The organism is Virgibacillus siamensis (assembly GCF_039522605.1).
Classification (GTDB): domain Bacteria; phylum Bacillota; class Bacilli; order Bacillales; family Amphibacillaceae; genus Lentibacillus; species Lentibacillus siamensis.
On the sequence record NZ_BAAADS010000009.1, the window covers coordinates 62,741 to 82,940 of the forward strand.

The 20,200-nt window shown below is 41.9% G+C and carries 18 protein-coding genes and 1 riboswitch; of the genes, 5 read left to right on the plus strand and 13 right to left on the minus strand.

Features of this window, described 5'->3' with window-relative positions:
* The first annotated feature begins 65 nt into the window (after nt 1-65).
* Nucleotides 66-1,409 (plus strand): sodium-dependent transporter, encoded by a 1,344-nt coding sequence (locus tag ABD010_RS06585; RefSeq protein WP_343811405.1) that lies wholly within the window; start codon nt 66-68, stop codon nt 1,407-1,409.
* A 74-nt stretch (nt 1,410-1,483) separates the two neighbouring features.
* On the plus strand, nt 1,484-2,833 hold the full coding sequence (locus ABD010_RS06590; RefSeq protein ID WP_343811407.1) for a CoA-disulfide reductase: 1,350 nt from the start codon (nt 1,484-1,486) through the stop codon (nt 2,831-2,833).
* 88 nt (nt 2,834-2,921) lie between these two features.
* Here ABD010_RS06590 and ABD010_RS06595 read toward each other — a convergent pair whose 3' ends face one another.
* The 3 genes from ABD010_RS06595 to ABD010_RS06605 all read right to left on the minus strand — a co-directional run bounded on the left by ABD010_RS06595 (nt 2,922) and on the right by ABD010_RS06605 (nt 5,535).
* Complete coding sequence (locus ABD010_RS06595; protein ID WP_343811409.1) at nt 2,922-3,590, minus strand: hypothetical protein; 669 nt, start codon at nt 3,588-3,590, stop codon at nt 2,922-2,924.
* A 112-nt stretch (nt 3,591-3,702) separates the two neighbouring features.
* Entirely contained in the window at nt 3,703-4,377 is a 675-nt protein-coding gene (locus ABD010_RS06600; RefSeq protein WP_343811411.1) for a TerC family protein, read from the minus strand.
* Between the two features lie 105 nt (nt 4,378-4,482).
* Nucleotides 4,483-5,535 (minus strand): C45 family autoproteolytic acyltransferase/hydrolase, encoded by a 1,053-nt coding sequence (locus tag ABD010_RS06605; protein WP_343811413.1) that lies wholly within the window; start codon nt 5,533-5,535, stop codon nt 4,483-4,485.
* An 83-nt stretch (nt 5,536-5,618) separates the two neighbouring features.
* Between ABD010_RS06605 and ABD010_RS06610 the strand changes: the two genes are divergently transcribed.
* Nucleotides 5,619-7,340, plus strand: a complete 1,722-nt coding sequence (locus tag ABD010_RS06610) for a DNA-binding protein (protein WP_343811415.1) — start codon at nt 5,619-5,621, stop codon at nt 7,338-7,340.
* 48 nt (nt 7,341-7,388) lie between these two features.
* Here the strand turns inward: ABD010_RS06610 and ABD010_RS06615 are convergent, their stop codons facing one another.
* From ABD010_RS06615 to ribD, 7 genes are all read right to left on the minus strand, one after another.
* Complete coding sequence (locus tag ABD010_RS06615; RefSeq protein ID WP_343811417.1) at nt 7,389-9,269, minus strand: ABC-F family ATP-binding cassette domain-containing protein; 1,881 nt, start codon at nt 9,267-9,269, stop codon at nt 7,389-7,391.
* Nucleotide 9,270: 1 nt separating this feature from the next.
* A complete protein-coding gene (locus tag ABD010_RS06620; RefSeq protein ID WP_343811419.1) occupies nt 9,271-9,450 on the minus strand; it encodes a hypothetical protein in 180 nt (59 codons plus the stop codon).
* A 149-nt stretch (nt 9,451-9,599) separates the two neighbouring features.
* Nucleotides 9,600-10,805: an Rpn family recombination-promoting nuclease/putative transposase gene (locus tag ABD010_RS06625; RefSeq protein WP_343811420.1), complete on the minus strand. Its 1,206-nt coding sequence runs from the start codon at nt 10,803-10,805 to the stop codon at nt 9,600-9,602.
* Between the two features lie 164 nt (nt 10,806-10,969).
* Nucleotides 10,970-11,440 (minus strand): 6,7-dimethyl-8-ribityllumazine synthase, encoded by a 471-nt coding sequence (gene ribH, locus ABD010_RS06630; RefSeq protein WP_343811422.1) that lies wholly within the window; start codon nt 11,438-11,440, stop codon nt 10,970-10,972.
* Between the two features lie 16 nt (nt 11,441-11,456).
* Nucleotides 11,457-12,656: a bifunctional 3,4-dihydroxy-2-butanone-4-phosphate synthase/GTP cyclohydrolase II gene (locus ABD010_RS06635; protein WP_343811424.1), complete on the minus strand. Its 1,200-nt coding sequence runs from the start codon at nt 12,654-12,656 to the stop codon at nt 11,457-11,459.
* Between the two features lie 178 nt (nt 12,657-12,834).
* Nucleotides 12,835-13,473, minus strand: coding sequence for a riboflavin synthase (ribE, locus tag ABD010_RS06640; RefSeq protein ID WP_343811426.1), 639 nt, complete (start codon nt 13,471-13,473; stop codon nt 12,835-12,837).
* Nucleotides 13,454-14,563 (minus strand): bifunctional diaminohydroxyphosphoribosylaminopyrimidine deaminase/5-amino-6-(5-phosphoribosylamino)uracil reductase RibD, encoded by a 1,110-nt coding sequence (gene ribD, locus ABD010_RS06645; protein WP_343811642.1) that lies wholly within the window; start codon nt 14,561-14,563, stop codon nt 13,454-13,456. Before ribD ends, ribE begins: the two co-directional genes overlap by 20 nt.
* 159 nt (nt 14,564-14,722) lie before the next feature.
* A riboswitch (FMN riboswitch) is annotated at nt 14,723-14,869 on the minus strand.
* Between the two features lie 326 nt (nt 14,870-15,195).
* On the opposite strand from ribD, the gene ABD010_RS06650 reads away from it, so the two are divergent.
* Entirely contained in the window at nt 15,196-16,551 is a 1,356-nt protein-coding gene (locus ABD010_RS06650) for an alkaline phosphatase (RefSeq protein WP_390350816.1), read from the plus strand.
* A 339-nt stretch (nt 16,552-16,890) separates the two neighbouring features.
* A complete protein-coding gene (locus tag ABD010_RS06655; protein WP_343811428.1) occupies nt 16,891-17,868 on the plus strand; it encodes a DmpA family aminopeptidase in 978 nt (325 codons plus the stop codon).
* Between the two features lie 68 nt (nt 17,869-17,936).
* On the opposite strand, the gene ABD010_RS06660 is transcribed toward ABD010_RS06655, so the two are convergent.
* The 3 genes from ABD010_RS06660 to ABD010_RS06670 all read right to left on the minus strand — a co-directional run bounded on the left by ABD010_RS06660 (nt 17,937) and on the right by ABD010_RS06670 (nt 20,040).
* Nucleotides 17,937-18,368 carry a hypothetical protein gene (locus tag ABD010_RS06660; protein WP_343811430.1) on the minus strand — a complete coding sequence of 144 codons (432 nt, stop codon included), beginning with the start codon at nt 18,366-18,368 and terminating at the stop codon, nt 17,937-17,939.
* Nucleotides 18,369-18,632: 264 nt separating this feature from the next.
* The gene (locus tag ABD010_RS06665) at nt 18,633-19,292 is read right to left on the minus strand and encodes a VC0807 family protein (protein WP_343811432.1); all 660 of its coding nucleotides are present in this window, start codon (nt 19,290-19,292) and stop codon (nt 18,633-18,635) included.
* The gene (locus ABD010_RS06670; protein ID WP_343811434.1) at nt 19,285-20,040 is read right to left on the minus strand and encodes a MerR family transcriptional regulator; all 756 of its coding nucleotides are present in this window, start codon (nt 20,038-20,040) and stop codon (nt 19,285-19,287) included. Before ABD010_RS06670 ends, ABD010_RS06665 begins: the two co-directional genes overlap by 8 nt.
* Between the last annotated feature and the right edge of the window lie 160 nt (nt 20,041-20,200).

The following is a 20,200-nucleotide window of genomic DNA, read 5'->3' on the forward strand; positions in this document are numbered from 1 at the left end:
TTATTGCGTATCCACCATGTAATGTTATACTTATGAATAATATTTTTTAGTGATGGAGGCAAACAATGGACACAAACAAAGATCAATGGTCATCACGAATCGGATTTATTTTATCATCTGCAGGTGCTGCGATCGGTCTGGGGGCAATATGGAAATTCCCATACATGACCGGCATGAATGGCGGCGGCGCCTTTTTCCTGCTGTTTATCGCATTTACTATCATTATCGGTCTTCCACTGTTAATTGCCGAATTTGTCATCGGGCGCGGTGCCGGGCGCGAAGCAATATCTGCCTATAAAAAACTGGCTCCGAAAAGTGGCTGGTCGATTATCGGACGCTGGGGAGTTTTCGGGTCATTTGTTCTGTTGTCATTTTACAGTGTTGTCGGCGGCTGGGTACTTCTTTACTGTCTATTATCAATTCCCGGTCTAATCATTAAAACCGGTGCTGATTATGAACAGTTATTCGGATCGATTACGGCCAATCCGCTGTGGACAATTACCGGCCTTGGACTGTTTCTGATTATTAATATTATTGTCGTTTCGTTTGGAATCAAAAATGGGATTGAAAAAGCAAGCAAAGTGATGATGCCGCTTCTGTTTGTCTTTTTTATCATTCTTGTTATCCGTTCTGTAACGTTTGAAGGCGCATCAACAGGATTGGAATTTTTCCTTCAGCCTGATTTTTCGAAAATAACCGGGGAAAGCGTACTCTACGCACTGGGACAATCATTCTTTTCATTGGCTGTGGGTTTTTCAGTTATGGTCACATACAGTTCTTATCTTGGAAAAGATGTCAGTCTCCCATTTGCTGCAGGATCCGTTTCGCTCATGAACATTTTTGTTTCGCTCCTCGCCGGACTGGCAATTTTCCCTGTCGTTTTTTCATTCGGGTTGGAACCGACTGAGGGACCTGGATTATTGTTTATGGTTTTACCGGAAGCATTTGCACAAATGCCTTTTGGCGAAGTATTTCTGAGCTTATTTTTATTATTATTCTTATTTGCTATTTTAACGTCATCATTCAGTATGCTGGAAATTATCACGTCTGCGTTCACAATTAATAAAAACCGTTCCAGGTCAAAAGTAGCTTTAATTGCAGGCATCGTTGTATTTATTGCTGGAATTCCAGCCGCACTATCATCAAGCTCGATGAAAAACGTCACGATATTTAATCTGACAATATTTGACGCAAGTGATTTTCTGGTCAGTAATATTTTATTGCCTGGAGGATGTTTGCTGATTGCGTTATTCATCGGAATCCGCATGGACAAAACGTTGATGAAACAGGAATTTTCCTATAGCAACGACCTGTCACCCTTCATATACAAGTTGTGGTTCCAAATTATGCGCTGGCTCGTGCCTGTAACGATTATAATTGTATTTTTGAGTTCAACGGGAATTTTGTAAAAGATGACTATTATTGGTCATCTTTTTTCTTGGTTAGAATTAATGTTTTACGGGAAATAATGACTATGGGAGGGATGATTGTGTCCGATAAAATCGTAATTGTTGGTGGTGTTGGCGGCGGATCCACCGTAACATCACAAATCAGACGGATGGATGGTGACGCTGAAATCATTTTATTCGATAAAGGAAACTATATTGGCTTCTCCAATTGCGGAATGCCTTATTACATTGGCGGCGTGGTAGAAAAGCGGGATAAACTGTTGGTCAGCACAGAAAAATTCATTGATAAATTTGGTGCTGATGTTCGAACAAGTTCCGAAGTAGTAGCAATTAATCGAAAGGATAAAAAAATTACCTATGAAGATTCATCAGGTAAACATGAAGAATCATACGATAAACTCATCTATTCACCCGGTGCATCGGCCGTTATTCCAGATGTAAAGGGAATCAACAAGGAACATACATTCACATTAAGAACGATTTCGGATATGGACGAAATCCAGCATTATATCGACGAATATCAGCCGAAAACGTGTGCCATAGTCGGCGCCGGATTCATCGGGATGGAAATGGTTGAAAATCTGAGTAGAATCGGAATTGATTGCACGATTGTCGACCGGTCAAAACAGGTGATGAAACTGGTCGATGGTGATATCGCCTCTGTCATCCATGAGCACCTAGAGAAAAAAGGTGTCAACATTCTATTGGAAGATGGTGTTGCCTCATTCTCAAATAATGGCTCCACACTTAATCTTAACAGCGGCAAATCAATACAGGCCGATATGACAATCATGGCAACTGGCGTTAAACCAAACACCGTAATCACCACTGCAGCAGGTCTGGAAACAGGTGAAACCGGAGCACTGAAGGTCAATGAATTCATGCAAACAAACGACCCTGACATATATGCACTTGGTGACGTCGTGGAAACGGAAGATTTTCTGACAAGAAACCCCCGCCATGTAGCACTTGCCTGGCCGGCACACCGGCAGGCATATATTATTGCAAATCATCTGCAGGGAGGAAAGGTTGCCTATAATGGCACATTGGGATCAGCTATTTTTAAGGTGTTTGACTTGGATGTTGCAGCAACAGGATTAAATCGTGCAGCACTTCAAAATTTGGGCATTCCATTTAAAGAAGCATCACACGATGCATTATCACACGCCGGCTACTACCCGGGTGCAGATAAAATCAGGATTAAAGTTCTTTTTGATGACACAGATGGAACCATTTACGGTACACAGTGTGTCGGCGAAAGCGGTGTCGATAAACGGGTTGCTGTTATTTCAACAGCAATGAAAGCCAGCATGACTGTCGCTGACCTCGCACAGCTCGAACTCGCTTACGCACCACCATACTCTTCACCGAAAGACCCGGTTAATATTCTTGGCTATAAAGCTGCCGGTATGCTTACGAAATAATGCCCGACCTCACGGGTAACTAGCCAATGAACCGGACACCTGTCAAAGAATAATAAAAGCACCAGGAAATTCTGGTGCTTTTCTAATCCTATAAATCGTCCGCCACACGGTATACAGCTGAAAACTTTGTCTCATCCATTAATTCACTCACATGCACGCGAACACCGTGTCCAAAGATTATTTCTTCTTTTGTCATCGCGATAATCATTGCTTTCGTTTTGTTCTGCAGATCCAGGTAGATATCACCGACAAGCGGCTTCATTTCATCGTTATCATCCATATTTTCCGGTGATTCATCTTTTAGTCTTTGTTCATCGGTAACAACATTTTTATCATAATATGCAATGTCATTGCTGTCCTCAGCCTTGCCCACAACCATCACGACATACTCACTGTGTTTCACCCCGTTATCTCTTGTTGTAACGACATTTCCATCTTCAACATTGTCAACTTTTTCAATATCATTCAACGAATAATGATCGAGAAAATCCGGAGTTGGTTTAATGATTAAAATGTAATCGCCCGGTTTGGGTTTTGTGTCTTTGTCAATTGTGTATCGTTTACCATAAAAAATAAATGAATCATTGTGATTTGGACGGTAAAATGTAATTTCGCTCGCTCTGGTCAAAACCTGCTTCATGTCTTTCATACGATATAAGTGAACAGACTGCTTAAACATCGGCTTCACGGAATATACTTTGTGAAGTTCGTTTTTGTAAAAGACGAATTGGCCTTTTCTTACTTGAAACAGCTTCATATACAACTTCCTCCCACATTACGGTATATATTATGTCCCTTTTATTTTTCCATATTACCACGGACTTTAAACATGAAACAGCGTAAAATGCAAAAAATTTTCCAGAATTGGGCTAATGTGCTGTTCTGTTTTTAAAAAAGCCGATCAAAAGCACTGCTGCCGTAATAATCGCTGTCCACAAATATGTTACAAGCCCATGATTTAAATTAAACCAGTCCATCACAACCGGATCCTCCATAATCATACCGCCTGCTGTCCAGGCGAGAATACCAGCTCCAATATAAGCAATCCAGGAATACTTGTCCATCATGCGAACAATTAGCTTGGAGCCAAAAATCATAATCGGTATACTGACTGCAACTCCAACCGCAATCATGCCAATGTGACCATTTGCTGCACCGGCAATTGCCACAACATTATCTAGACTCATAACCGCATCAGCCATGATGATGGTGCCGACTGCCTTTAAAATTGTTCCGGATGACTTAATTTCCGTTTCCTCCTCATCTTCAACCAGCAAATTAATCGCAATACCAATGAGCAGGATGCCGCCAATTAAGTGAACAAGTGGAACCTTTAGCAGGAATACAATGATAATTGCAAATAAAATCCGTAACAGAACCGCTCCACCGGTCCCGATTAAAATTGCCTTATTCCGCTGGTGCTTCGGCAAAGCTCTCGTTGCCATGGCAATTACAACCGCATTATCACCGGATAACACAATATCAATCGCAATGATATTTAATAAGGAAAAAAACGCCTCCGCGGAAAATTCAAAGCCAAACATGCTGCTTCCACCTTTCTAAAACAACCCAACATTTCTATTTTATCATTAATTCACCGACATCTAGTAAAAAAAAGCAACGGTATTCCAAAACGGATCCGGATAATATCAGCGTACATTTTCATCCATATGGACAAAACGCAGGTCGGTATCAACAGTCCCTATTATTTGTTTTGTATAAATGTTTTCACCACGGAGCCATGCCGCGAAATCGAAAATAACAGGCTCACGGTCTCCCCCAAGGGCAAACCATGCCTTCAATTGTTTTGGAAAATAGGCTGAAGTATGAATCGTACCTGACCAGTTTTTGTACTGTTTGGAAAAAACACCTTTATCCGTGTCATTCAGCAGCCGGAACGCTTTATACGCATCGGTCACTTTGTTCCGCTGGCGCTCCATGGCATCCATCCGTTTATGCGAATCGGCAAGATGATGACGATTTTCATCTTTCATCAGCTCAAAATGATTTGTACAAACGTTTGATTGCCGGACCATAACCCCGCGCGGCGTGGCTTCAACGACATATGTTTCCTCATTCCTGTCCAACAGTATGTAGCTGAACGAATGACGGTGAGGAATTTCTTTCAATAGCGAGATAGCCTCTCCTGCATCCGCACACGTTTCCAGAACTAGTCTTCCAATCATGTTACAAATAAATCCGTCACCCGGCTTCTTCCGATGCATGAAATTATAGCCTAATACAAGACCTTTTTCATTCATCCCATCCATTCGTCCAGTTATTCGTTGTGATGGTCCGATAATGGCATACCCCTGGTCAGACGGCTGGAAAAAGGTAAATCTTCCTTCATATGTTTTCGGATGATAGTCATAATTTCGAATCATGTAATCCTCACCCGTTAAGATGGAACAACCGCTCCGTACATAATCCAGACGATACCCGCCAAAGTCCTGCAGCACCGCATCCATATCCCATTCAAGAGCATCCCCGATTCCTTCCAGTTCATCCCAGACACCCGGAGCCACGCAGGTAATAGCGGCTTTTGCTTCTTGTTGGTCAATGGTGAACCGGGGCCTTCTGATTTTCCACTGCTTTTCACGATTTTTCAGCGTTAGGGAGTCCTTTAACAATTCTCCCTGCATATACCCGAAATCATAATGTGAACCCCTGAATTGTACAATATCACTGTAAATTCTTTTCAAAATTACCTCTCCCATTTCTGAAACCAAATTCGATATTTTTCGTATATATACATGTAACATATCATATCTTAGGAGCTGAAATCATGACAGGAATCTTAACAACAACCATCCTATCCTTCATTCTGTATGCCTTATTTGCAGGCATTATCATTGCCAAAAGCAAGGCCGCAAAGAAACGAACTTCGAAAATTGCCGGGTTTATTTTCATTGCCCTTTTTATAATTGGCGGAATCATCAATTACATTATTCTGCTGCCGATTACAATCCCGAATGTGGTAATAGCCAATATTATTATTGCTGCGGTGGGTACATTTCTGCTGTTTGGAATGACCGCAACCAAGTTCCAAAAGAAAATCCGCGGTACATATGAAACGGCGGCCGGATTTTTAATCATTCTGGCAGTCATCGCGGTTCCCGGAGTATTTATAATGGGTATTTTAACACTGGATAACACCTATGATTCAATCGCCAAAGAAGACGTAGAGGAAGCGAAACCACTGGATAAAGATACCACACCAATCGTCGTCTCACCGGAATTTGCCCGGAATAAAATGCAAAAGTCGATGAGTGTCGTTCCAAACACACAATTTTATGACCTTGGTAAACTGCAAGTGCAGAAAGTGGATGATGAAGTATTATTTGTTGCCCCGGTTGAATTCACTAGCTTCTGGAAATATCTAAGCGGTGGAGAAACGGAAGGGTATTTCACTATTTCTGCAACAAACATTAACGCACAGCCTGAGTTTGTCAAAAGCAAAATGAAATTTACGAATTCCAGTTATTTTAACCATAATGTACAGCGCACCATCTACAATGCGTATCCATCCTACATTCAAAGCGGTGAACCACAAATTGAAGTGGATAAAAACGGGAAACCATGGTATGTTCAAACATTGTATCAGCCGATTGGACTGACCAATAAGCCTGATATGAGTGACCTTTATGCAGCAGTTGTCGACCCGGTAACAGGCGAAGTCAAAAAATATAAAACTGAGAATGCCCCGGAATTCATTAATGGCTCCGTCAGTTCAGAAATGGCATCCGCAGAAAATGAGTATTTCGGAAAGTATGTCCATGGCTGGTTAAACTCCCTATTCGGCAAGGAAGATGTTAAAATCCCGAACGAATCCGGGACCGAAAGCAGTGTTACGCCGATATTTGATGAAAATGGTGAAATGTACTACTTTACTGACATGGCATCACCAAAAGAAAACATTGATTCCGCGCTTGGTTACACGATGATCAATGCTCGCACCGGTCAATTGACCTATTATAACGGCAAGAAAAATAATGGCATTATGGACAGCAAAGGGGCAAAAGAGATTGTCAACAAGGAGTTCCCCGAGAAGAACTGGGAAGGCTCCATGCCAGTGTTATACAACATTGATGGCAATCCGACATGGGTCGTCAATGTGCTTGACCCGAATGGTTTATTTAAAAAATATGCCTATATAAAAGCAGGAGATGCTGACTTTGTCGTATTTGGTGACACTGCCAGAGAAGCACTGGAAGCATACCGGCTGCAGCTTGTCCAGAACCCAAGTAATGTTGAGTCCACAGGCAAATCAAATCTGGAAACAGTAAAAGGTGAAGTTAACCGTGTGCTTGTAACTTCCACACAAAAAACCGGCCAGGTGATTCAGTTCATTCTTAAAAATGACAAGACCATCTATACGATTAATGCTGGAAAAGAACCACTGGCACTGTTCCTGCAGTCCGGCGACAACGTTGCATTTGAAGCTATCATCCGCGACAATGGAACCGGAATCGTGGAAACCATTGAAATAAAAGGACTTACGAATTAATCAGTAAAAAAACGTCCTGAACAGCAAATCACCTGTTCAGGACGTTTTCTATTTTTCCGCCAAGTCTTCCGCCAGTTCGGACAGTTTTTCCCAGCGCTCCATTTTCTGCTCCAGTTTTTCTTCCAGCTCTTCCTGTTCTTTATAGTAATCCTGAACCTTTTCCACATCACTTCCGGCCTGTGCAATCTTTTCCTGCACCGCTTCAATTTCCGTTTCCAGCGACGTAATATGATCCTCAATCGTTTCCCATTCCTTTTTATCCTGGTATGACATTTTTTTGCGCTGTGCCGGCTTTTTCTGCTTTTCTTTAACCGTAGCCGTTTTTTTAGCGGTATCCTGCTTTATTTCCTGTTTGAGATATTCGCTGTAATTGCCATAAAAGTGTCCAATCTGATCCGTATCCTGAAATACCAGCATATGGTCAATAACCCGATCCAAAAAATACCTGTCGTGTGAAACGGTAATAACAACGCCCGGAAACTCATCAAGGTATTCCTCCAGCACACTCAGGGTTTGTGTGTCCAGATCATTGGTCGGTTCATCCAAAAGCAGCACATTCGGCTCCTTCATCAGCACCTTTAACAGATAAAGCCGCCGCTTTTCGCCGCCGGACAGTCTGCCAATATACGTCCGCTGTTCAGGACGCGGAAATAAAAAACGTTCCAGCATCTGTTCAGCACTTATCGTTTCACCGTTTTTCGTATGGATGACCTCGGCAACTTCCTTAATGTAGTCGATAACCATCGAATCATGGTCAAGTTCTTCCTCACCCTGTGTGTAATAACCGATCCTTACCGTTTCCCCAACTTCAATTTCGCCTTGATCCGATTCTATCCGGCCAGCCATCATATTCAGCAAGGTCGTTTTCCCGGAACCATTTGGCCCGATAATTCCCAGACGGTCCCCCGGTACAATCAGAAAATCAAAATCATTTATCAGCTTTTTCCCCATGAAGCTTTTTTCAACATCTTGCAGTTCCATCACTTTTTTTCCAAGACGGGCAGAGCCAGCCTGAAAAGCTACATTCTCCTTCTTTGTATCGAATTTCTTTTCCTGTAATGCATGTACACGCTCAACATGTGCCTTCTGCTTGGTCGAACGCGCCCGTGCACCGCGTTTCAGCCAGGCAAGTTCCCGTTTTAATGTGTTTTGATGCTTTTGTTCATTTCGTGCTTCCAATGCTTCACGTTCTGCTTTCTTCTCCAAAAACAACTCATAATTGCCTTCATACGTATAAAAATTTCCTTTATCCAATTCAAAAATATGATTGGTAACCCGATTTAGAAAGTACCGGTCGTGTGTGACAAGAAGTAATGCTCCCTGGAATGAGGAAAGAAAATTTTCCAGCCATTCCACTGTCTCATTATCCAGATGGTTTGTCGGCTCATCGAGGATAAGCAAATCGGCAGGCTGAATGAGCGCTTTGGCAATAGCAACGCGCTTTTTCTGACCACCAGAAAGCTCCGTTACTTTTTTGTTAAAATCGGTGATACCAAGCTTTGTCAAAATCGTTTTAGCAGCTGAATTTGCCTCCCATGCTTCATGCTGGTCCATCTGCTGCTGCATGTTCAAAAGATGTTCCTGAGCCTGTTCATCATTCGACTCACCCTGTAAACGCTGCAATGCCTGTTCATAGTTACGCATCACTTTCATAATCGTTGCATCGCCATAATAAATCTGTTCGATAACAGTCAAATCAGGATCAAGCTCCGGATCCTGTGCCAAATATTCAATCCGATAATTTTTCGCATGGTTGATGGTGCCTTTTTCAGCTGTGTCAAACCCGGCAATGACTTTTAGAAGTGTTGACTTACCAGTTCCATTTACACCAATCAAACCAATTCTGTCCTGCTGTTTGATCGTGCAGGTTACATCCTTGAACAATACCTTTTCCCCGTAAGATTTATATAAATTCTCTATTGTGAGCATACTATTCCCTTCCGTTCCGCTGTCTGATTATTTGCTTTACAAAAATAACAATCAAAAATAATAACCATGATGTTACACCATAGTAGATATATTTGCTGAGCTGATCCATTTCGGAATAAAAGATCGACATTCCGACCCAAATAACACCGATAGCAAGGATCTGGTATCCAAAAAATTTCATAACTATCGCCCCAAATCTTCCTGTATCTGTCTGACAACAAGTTTATCTTAATATCTGCTTATTTTCCATCGATAGAAAATCCTTCTTTCTATAAAATTATCCTAAAAATATGTACAGCGCCATCTTGAAGATGACGCTGTACATATCTGTCACTCTACTTCTGAATTGCATTGTATGTCGAACACTACTTCCTCTGGCAGACCCGTGGATTCAACAACAAACCTAACTTCCGTCCCCTTTTTTAAAAGATTAAGAGCAACTTCTTTTTTTACATTTTGCTCATACACTTGCTTTGATTGCTTTAACTCCTGATGGGATTGGTTCAACTCTTGGCGAAATTTCTCCAACTCTCGTTTCGACAGCTCCACCTCTTGCTCCTTTTTGGCTAGTCTCCGCTCTGACTGTTCCATTTCCTGCTTGGATTCTTCCATTTCCTGCTTGGATTCCTCCATTTCCTGCTTGGATTCCTCAATCTCCTGCTGTTTTATTTCCATACTTCGTCGAAATGCCTCTTCATCCATTATCCGCTTAAACCGGGCTTCATATGCCATACGCTGTTCTTGCGTCATACTTAACTCTTCCCAGTTTTGAAAAGCATTACGCAATGATTCATCGTCCATGGAAATCTCCTCCAGTTCCGAATAAATGTCTTCATAGTCTTTTCCTGTCCTGCGGTCAACCATTCCCAACATCAACAGCCATCTCACCAAAATATCATCTCTTGGATTCAGTTTATCATTTTTCCAATCTAAAATTAACTTACCCATCTCAATGAAATGAATCTCCATAAGATCCGTTAACTTAAACTTTTCCCCGTCTTCATACAAATGAAACGAAGTATGGAAGTTTTCCGTTTCACTGAAAAGGTCGTAATTTAAAATATTTATCGCGATTACGGGTCGCAATTGGCTGTATGGCATGCTTTTTTCAAGTGGCTGCTGATACATTCTGGACCAATAGAAAAGAGATCGTTCCACCATATCATATTTATTCGCAAACTGTATTTCCACATCAATCCATTCATCCGCATCGGTGACAACCAGCAAATCCAGTCTTGACGCCTTGTCATCCAAATATTCATTCGCTAAATCCGTATTTCCAAATGAAATATCTTTGATTTTGCTGCGACCGGTTTTTTGTAATATGGCGTTCAAAAATACAACCGTAATATCTTTATTTTTTTCATTTCCAAATAGTTGTTTAAAAGCATAGTCGACTTTTAAATCCATTAATTTTGCCAGCGGTATCCTTTTAAGAAGTTTTGTTCCGTTCTCCTTAGAACCCCCTTTTAATTTGGAATAATCGCATGAATTTTCTTTCACATAAACTGGTGCAGTATATTCAGTCAATACCATATCAACACTTCCCTTGTGTTATATGAAGACTTACTAAGACGTATATTCTTTTTTTATTATAGCAAAAGTCAGATACATACGCAAACATATGTTCCCAAGCACTCCCTGCTCCCCTTAGAAACACGTGGGCCGAATAAATTTTATCAAAATACCATCAAACTGCCTTACGAGTCAAGTTGTTTGGCAAGATTTGCAGTTTCAATTGCTGCAACAGCTGCATCTGCACCTTTATTGCCAGCTTTGGTTCCGGCGCGTTCGATTGCTTGTTCAATCGTTTCAGTTGTGATAATCCCGAAAATTACCGGTTTGTCTGAGTGCATTGAGGCATTAGATACGCCTTTTGCTGCTTCATTACAGACATAGTCAAAATGCGGGGTTGAGCCGCGAATCACGGTACCAAGTGTAATAACTGCATCATACTCCCTGCTCGTTGCCATTTTCTGTGCAATCAGCGGAATCTCAAATGCCCCCGGTACCCAGGCAACATCGATATTTTCCTCTTTAACACCATGCCGTTGTAACGTGCCTGTTGCACCGTCCAGCAATCTACTAGTTATGAAATCATTAAACCGCGCCACAACAACGCCTATTTTCAAATCCGTTCCCACCAGATTTCCTTCAAATGTTTTCCCCATTTCTGCCACTCCTTTTTTATTGGTGAAAATTAAGCATGTGTCCCATTTTGTCAAACTTTGTGTGCAAATATTTTTCATTTTCTTTTCGTGTACCGGTTTGGATGGGTATACGTGATTCGATCTTAATCCCGTATGACGAAAGCCCGCTGACTTTTTCCGGGTTGTTGGTCAGCAGCTCCACCTTTTTAATACCCAAATCCGTTAAAATCTGGGCACTCAGATTGTATTCACGCAAATCAGGGGCAAATCCAAGCTGTTCATTCGCTTCCACTGTGTCCATTCCCGCATCCTGCAGCTGATAGGCACGAAGTTTATTAAGCAAACCGATACCGCGGCCTTCCTGGCGCATATATACCAGCACACCTGAGCCTGCTTCATTGATTTTTCTCAGTGCCGCGTGCAGCTGTGGTCCGCAATCACAGCGGAACGAACCAAATATATCACCAGTCAGACATTCCGAATGAACCCGTGTTAGAACCGTGTCCTCAGAATCAATTTCCCCTTTAACAAGGGCAATATGTTCCTTGTCATCAAGGTCGTTCGTGTAGCCAAATACTTTAAACGTACCAAATTCGGTTGGCAATGTTGTTTCAACCACCCGGCTGACATGAATCTCGTGCTGTTTGCGATATGCGGCCAAATCCGCAATCGTAATAAATTTCAAATCGAATTTCTCAGCCATTCCCTTTAAGTCAGGAACACGAGCCATCGTGCCGTCATCTTTTATAATTTCGCAAATAACACCGGCAGGAAAAGCACCACTTAACATAGCCAAATCAACCGAAGCTTCGGTATGTCCGGAACGTATCAGTACACCGCCATCTTTAGCAACCAGCGGAAATACATGCCCAGGCTGTTTGAAGTCACCTTCACTCGCTTCAGGATCCAATAGCGCCTGAATTGTTTGCGACCGCTCCGCAGCACTGATCCCGGTTTTGGTATCTTTATGATCGATACTTACAGTAAAAGCTGTTCCAAACGGATCACTACTAAGGCTGGTCATCATTGGCAGATTCACCTTTTTTGCCAGCCTTTTTGTAATCGGTGTGCAAACAAGCCCCTTACCGTGTGTTATCATAAAGTTGATAACATCCGGTGTCGCCTGTTCGGCAAGCGCGACCAGATCACCTTCATTCTCCCTGTTTTCATCATCAACAACAATTATCGGTTTTCCTTTTTTTAAATCTTTTACTGCACTTTCTATTGTGTCAAACATTATTCCACTTCCTTCACATCAATCCTTATTTTTAAGTAAGTTCGCACGTTTTGGGCATGACTTCGCACGTTTGGGGGGCCTGTTCGCACGTTTGGCGCCGACTTTGCACGTTTGTGTAAATCATCATTTGACCCAATTTAAAAGTGCCAAAATTTTTAATTAAGCCAGCCACATTATCTTAATCGCGAAGAAACGCTTGGTTAATCCCATCTTTTTGTTCCATACTTTGTTTTGGGACCATATTATAGACGTGTTTTGCGAGCATATCACACTCGATATTTACCGTGTCGCCTTGCTTTTTATCACCTAAAATAGTTTCGGAAACAGTGTGCGGAATAAGTGAAATGGTAAACGCGTTTGGCATGACATCAAACACGGTTAAGCTGACACCATCTACCGCTACCGAACCTTTCATGATAAAAAAGTCAGTAAACTCTTCCGGAATTTCAATATCGTAATAAACCGCATTTTCATCTGCCTCTTTTCGTGTAATCTTTCCCGTCCCATCAACATGCCCGGAAACAAAGTGACCGCCAAACCGTCCATTTGCAGGCATCGAGCGTTCCAGATTGACACCGTCCCCTTCACACAATTCATTTAATGAAGTCGATTTAATGGTTTCCGGCATAACATCAACCTGAAAATCAGTTACTGAAAAGTTAGTCACCGTCAGACAGATTCCATTGACTGAAATACTGTCTCCAACATGAATATCCTCAACAACTTTTTCCGAACCGATTGACATCTCCACCGTCTGTTCGGATACACGCTTCATTTTTTTGACCGTTCCTTTTTCTTCAATTATTCCTGTAAACATGTAAATCGTCCTTTCGCGGTTCTGCGACTATTTTTACATCATCACCCAGCATCGTTACATCCAAAATATTCATCTCCTGCGTATCTTTCATTGTTGAAAAGCCATTGCCGGCAATGGACGTTGGGGCATCCCGACCCCCGATTAATTTCGGAGCCATGTACGTAATCAGTTGATTGATATAACCACTTTCCAAAAATGAACCGTTAACTGTTGCCCCCCCTTCGACAAACAGAGACATAATGCCCCGTTCACCCAAAAATTGCAATATATCCTCTATATTCAGTGTTTCCAATCGATAAATCGTTACGCTTTTTTTCATTTTGTACGGTTCCAGCGCTTCATCCGATACGTTTTTTCCCGAAAAGATCCATGTATCTGCTTGACCATCATTCAGAACATTTGCATCCAATGGGGTCTTTAGGGATGTATCCAAAATAATGCGGATTGGATTTTTTCCGCCGTTCGGAAGTCGTGTGGTCAGACTCGGATTATCGGCTAAGACAGTCTGCACACCAACCAGAATAGCATCGTGTGTATGACGATACTGATGGACATCCAGTCGTGCGGCTTCTCCGGTAACCCATTTGCTGTCACCGGTATGTGCTGCCGTTTTCCCATCCAGACTGACAGCAGTTTTCATCGTTACAAATGGTGTTTTTGTCTGTATATAATGAAAAAAGACAGCATTCACCGCATTTGCTTCTCTTTCCATAATTCCTTGCTTAACTTCAATTCCGGCCTGTTGAAGTTTTTCAATTCCTCTGCCTGCAACTTTCGCATTTGGATCTGTCGCAGCAATCACGACCCGGCTGATTCCTTTTTCAATGATTAAATCAGCACATGGCGGGGTTCTCCCATGGTGACTGCACGGTTCCAGGGTGACATATATCGTTGCATCGCTTGCTCGATCCCCCGCCATTCGGAGTGCATGAACTTCCGCGTGGCCTTCTCCCGCCTTCAGATGCGCCCCAAGGCCAAGAATCGCGCCATTTTTGGCGATGACTGCACCGACCGGAGGGTTTGGACTTGTCTGACCGGAAACGGTACGGGCCAGATCAAGGGCTATTTTCATATAATGATGATCATCCAACTTCATTTCACTCCCTTTTTTTTATACTAAAAAAACCCCTGAATCAGCTTCAGAGGCATAAGGGTAGAATTTTATAAGTATAACGCATCGATATACAGAACCAGAATTGCATATACAAATAACACTGCATTTTCATCCTGTAAACATGCGAACACCAGAAAATTCCTTCTCCCATCCAGACTTTAACTGTCGGCTCCAGAGTTGCACTGGATCCACCGCTTGGCTGACCGCCGCACGGGTCACGGACTGAGAAACATACATTTCATCACCGTCGATTGGGAATTTCACCCGACCCCGAAGGAACTTGCATATGGAATTATTTTTTTAAGTATAGCATTTGGCTGAGGATCATTTCAATTATTATCAATTCACGTGTGTCAGAACAGGCCCCGCATGTTTCCTCTAACTTTAGTTCCGTGACATTTGAACTCTTTTTAAGGCAGCTAACCATTATTTTTTAACGTTGGGTTAATTTTACCCTTATGAAAGTACTGCTTTTTTTACATGCTGTTTACGTTTCCGGTAAACTTCCGTCTTATACGACAAAAAATAAACCTATTCGACTATTTAACTAGCAGACCTCTTCCATTAACCTGATAGTAGATTCACAAAAAATTCTGAGGAGGATAAACATGTACAAAAGGCTTTTGGCTGTTTTAGGAATTTGTGCACTTATCGCAGGAAGTGTCTTGACCATGACTGGCGGAAACACCACCGCAGACGCAGGAAACAAGTTCAATTCTCCCAACAATGGAAAAGTGAAAAATGTGATCGTTATGATTGGTGATGGCATGGGACCGGCATATACAACAGCATACCGCTATATGAATGATGACCCTTCCACACCGAAAATGGAACGCACTGCATTTGATAATTATTTTGTCGGTATGGCAAGTACAAATCCTGAAGACGCGGAAGAAAATGTAACGGACTCTGCTGCTGCAGCAACTTCGATGGCGGCGGGTGTCAAAACGTACAATGGTGCCATTTCAGTCGACAATGATCGTAAACCAGTAGAAACGGTACTGGAGGCTGCAAAAGAAAAAGGGATGGCAACCGGGCTTGTGGCAACTTCACAAATAAACCATGCAACCCCGGCGGCATTTGGAGCGCATGATGTATCACGACATAATTACAATGATATTGCTGATGATTATTTTGATGACATGATTAACGGTGCACATAAAGTCGATGTCATGCTAGGCGGTGGAACAAGTTATTTTGACCGCGAAGGAAGAAACCTTATCAAGGAATTCAAAAATGACGGCTATAACTATGTAACTTCCACTGAAGACATAATGGAAAACGATAGTGAAAAAATGCTGGGACTATTCGCCCCTGTTGGCATGCCCAAAGCGATTGACCGCCCGAAATCTGATCCTTCCCTGGAACAAATGACAAAAGCAGCACTTCAGCAATTGGATAAAGAGAAGAACGGATTTTTTCTGATGGTGGAAGGGAGCCAAATTGACTGGGCAGGACATGCAAATGATGCAGTTGGTGCCATGAGTGAAATGAACGACTTCGCCAATGCATTCGAAGCAGCCGTTGAATTTGCCAAAAAGGACAAGCATACCCAGGTTGTTTTGACAGCGGACCACTCGACCGGCGGATTCTCCATTGGGCGTGATGGTAATTATAACTTCAATCCTGAACCAATCAAAGCAGCTGACCGCACACCGGAATTCATGGCTCAGGAAATTATCGACGGAGCTGATGCGGAAGAGGTGTTGGATGAATACGTGGACTTTGAATTTACAGACGAAGAAATGGAATCCATTGAGAAAGCTGCTGATACAGAGAATTTTGATAAGCTGTACAGTGCCATATCTGAAGTCTTCAATAAACGGGCAGGTGTTGGTTTTACAACTGGCGGACATACCGGTATTGATGTTCCGGTCTATGCCTACGGGCCAAAAAGCGAGGTTTTCTCAGGTCTGATTGATAATACCGATATTGCAAATGAAGTGTTTAACTTTTTGAAGTAGGAAAATCTATTATGAGCAGGCTGCCTTTTTAAATGGCAGCCTGCTTTTTAAGATGGCAGTTTAAATATCAACCGTGCGGGGCCAAACATCAACCGCAAAATGCAATTATCAACCGCTAGAGACTAAACATCAACCGCAACATGAAATTATCAACCGCTAGAGACCGAACATCAACCGCAAAACGGAATTATCAACCGCTAGGGACCGAACATCAACCGCAAAACGGAATTATCAACCGGTCGTGGCCAAATATCAACCATCCAATCGTTACAAGATAGACAATAAACATATACACTCTATGTTTTTGCTATAATGCAATCATGAGGAGGAATGATTCACATGCCGTTGCCAAAAGGAAAACATAACTGTATTACCGATATTGACGGTGTGAAGGTCGGCCATGTTACCCTATACGAAAAGATAACTAACGAGGACACGATTTGCACCGGTGTAACTGCCATACTTCCGCACGAAGGAAATTTATTTCAGAAAAAAATGCGCGCGGCAAGCCATGTAATAAACGGATACGGAAAGACTGCAGGACTCGTCCAGGTGGATGAATTGGGTCTCTTGGAATCACCGATTATGCTGACAAATACATTCAGTGTCGGTGCAGTGCTTCAAGGGGCACTGCAGTACATGCTGCGGCAAAATAAAGACATTGGCGATACAGCAAGCTCTTTGAACATCGTTGTTGGTGAGTGCAATGACAGCTACCTGAATTCGATGCGTCTGCAGGCTGTAAAACTGGAACATGCCGTCAAGGCAATTGAAAATTCCAGCCGGGAACCTGTACAGGAAGGTGCGGTTGGTGCTGGAAAAGGCATGATTTGCTATGGCTATAAAGGTGGGATTGGAACAGCATCCCGAAAAGTGGATGAATATACTGTCGGCTGCCTGGTTCTGAGTAATTTTGGAAAACGGGAGCACGCCCTATTCGCAGATTTTGCTACAAAAGAAATGGATACAACAGACGGATCAATTATGATGGTAATTGCAACCGATGCACCACTCTATGACCGGCAATTAAAACGGCTTGCTAAACGTTGTGCTGCTGGACTCGGCAGAACCGGTAGCCATATCGGTAACGGAAGCGGCGACATTGCCATTGCATTTTCGACGGCCAATACATATGATCATCAATCAGACTCACAAACAGAGACGCTTTCGTTTATTCGTGATGAGCATCCGGTCATGAACAAGCTGTTTCAAGCGGTAATTGAAACAACGGAAGAAGCAGTCATCCGGTCGCTTAAATGTGCAAAAACAACGGAAGGAAGGGACGGAAGGGTTGTAGAAAAGGCACCACTTGAGTGAACTGGTGCCTGGAAAATACTTTGTAAAAGGGTGCAGGTATGGGCAGACGTTAGCATACTTTCACCCCCTTAGTCTTTAATTCCCTGTAAACGCATCTTTTCGAATTCACGTATTTTATCATAGGACCTTACTAATTGTTCAGGAACCAGTGTCCTGCCATATTCCCAGGCATTCGCTTCTATTTCCGATTGGAGTTCTTCTTTTTCATCATCTTCCCCGTAGATTAGTATCTTTAAATCACGTTTGTTTTTCTTAAAATCCAAATAATAACCAAGTTCATGATAAAGGATTAGTTTAACAATATTTTCATCTGATTCTTTAAGTTTAAATAATTCACCAATATACCCATTAACTTGTAGATAATTAAATTTGATCGTCTTTGTTGATACATTATAACTCATTGGTACAGTTAGATCATTGTTAGACTCACAGTTAATGTCCAAATTTAGTTCTGTTAATGTTGCCATAATAATCCGCTCAATGTTCCATATATAAAGCATTTTTTCATCACTGTCCTTATAGTCCGTAACCTTTTTAATTATTCTTACATGAACAAGGGATTACGTCAATGGGACCCCTTTCTATTCTTGAATTAACAATATACTTCCATTTGATACATTCTTTCATTCAATTAACGCACCTGAATAGACCCTTCCAAAGCAGTTGCATTTTCGCTGATTTGGGAAAAGAATAAATAAATGTCGATTGTATTAAGGAACATCTTTATTATCACGCCTCATTAAAATACTTTGTCACTGGTTGACCTAACTCTCTTTTTGATGATCTCCCCGTTGCCTATCTAAAAATCTCTGAATTGGCACATTCGTATAAAAGAAGATTCCCCCAATTAAAATCCCGAAAAACCACCCGGCAACCTGCCTGTATATCAGCATTTCATCGTATCCATCCACACCGTATTCTTGCAGCAGGTATACCTTTAAGCCTGCCATAAAAAGCCCTCTCACGATAAACAGGATCTGAATATACTGAAACCACTTGAAAATCCCTCTTTGAAAAAATAAGTTGGTGCTGTCTTTTCTTGCGTGGCCCTGCAAATATGCAAAGTCGACTGCAAAATATAATGCTAGCGGGCGCCGGACAAAGAACGTTATTATATGGATACCCACATAAAATAAGCCTAAATATACGCTATTCCACAGCATTTGCTCTGCTGATCCGGAGAGAAGGTCAACTGTTGTACCTAGAAACAATGCACCTATCCCAAGAAAACCAGCAATATTAAATTCTTTCTCAACAAAAAATCGATAAATGGTGTAAAGAAATCCTGGAACAGTAGAGATAAGCATAGCCGCATAATCCCCTAAAGGGTCCTGGCCATATTTCCATATGAAATACGGAAGTGCTGCATAGAAAATCAGATCCATTATAATCAGCTTTTTATCAATGCTTTTCTTTTCAGTCATAGGCAGTATCCCTCAGCTTTTCTGCGTATTTAAAAGCATTTTCAATGTATTCCGTTACCTCGCTGTCAAATTGCACCAATCCGATATCGGCTTTTTCCCGTTGAATCTCCCAGGTCTTTTGCGCTAATTCCATATTTCCCGAATACATTTCTTTTACCAAATCGGACCATTTTTCAGCGAGCTGCAGGCCTATTTGTGTCTCAGCCGGATTACCTTTTGTCCGTTCACTTCTAATTTCCTGAAATAGGGATTGCCATTGCTTAATCAAATCATTATCGTCGGCAAAATTGGGTAGTTGTGCAAGCAGTTGCTGTTCTTCCTTGGAAAAGTATTGATCCCTGTTCTGCTGCACAGTATTATTTTTCGTTGCAAAATGCCTAAAAGTACTGAATATATCCTCCGAGTATTCTTTTCCGCTAAGGTCGACTAACTGTATGTACGCCTTGATTTTTTGTTCCATATATTCCAAGTTCCGCTTCTCTTCCCGAACCGCATTCAAACGTATTTGCAGTAATTCCTGCACAGACTGATTATTTTTCAAGGTGATTTCTTTAATACGATCCAGGTTAAAACCAATTTCCTTAAGTGTTAATATGTATTGAAGCTTGATAATGGAGTCAGAATCATAGTAGCGGTGTCCGCCTGTACTGATTTCCGCAGGCTGCAAAATACCAATCTCATTATAATACCTTAAAGTCCGAACACTTACCCGACTCATTTCAGCTAGTTTTCCAATTGAGTATGTCACGATCCCCCCCCCCCTTATCCGACCCTATTATATAATATGACGCTACGTTAGATTCAAGGGAATTTATCGATAATTATTACGTTTGAAAATCAGGTTAACTAAATACATCCTTATCGCTTGTCGGCAGTACAAACATCCTGATTTCAGCAGAAAAAAATAA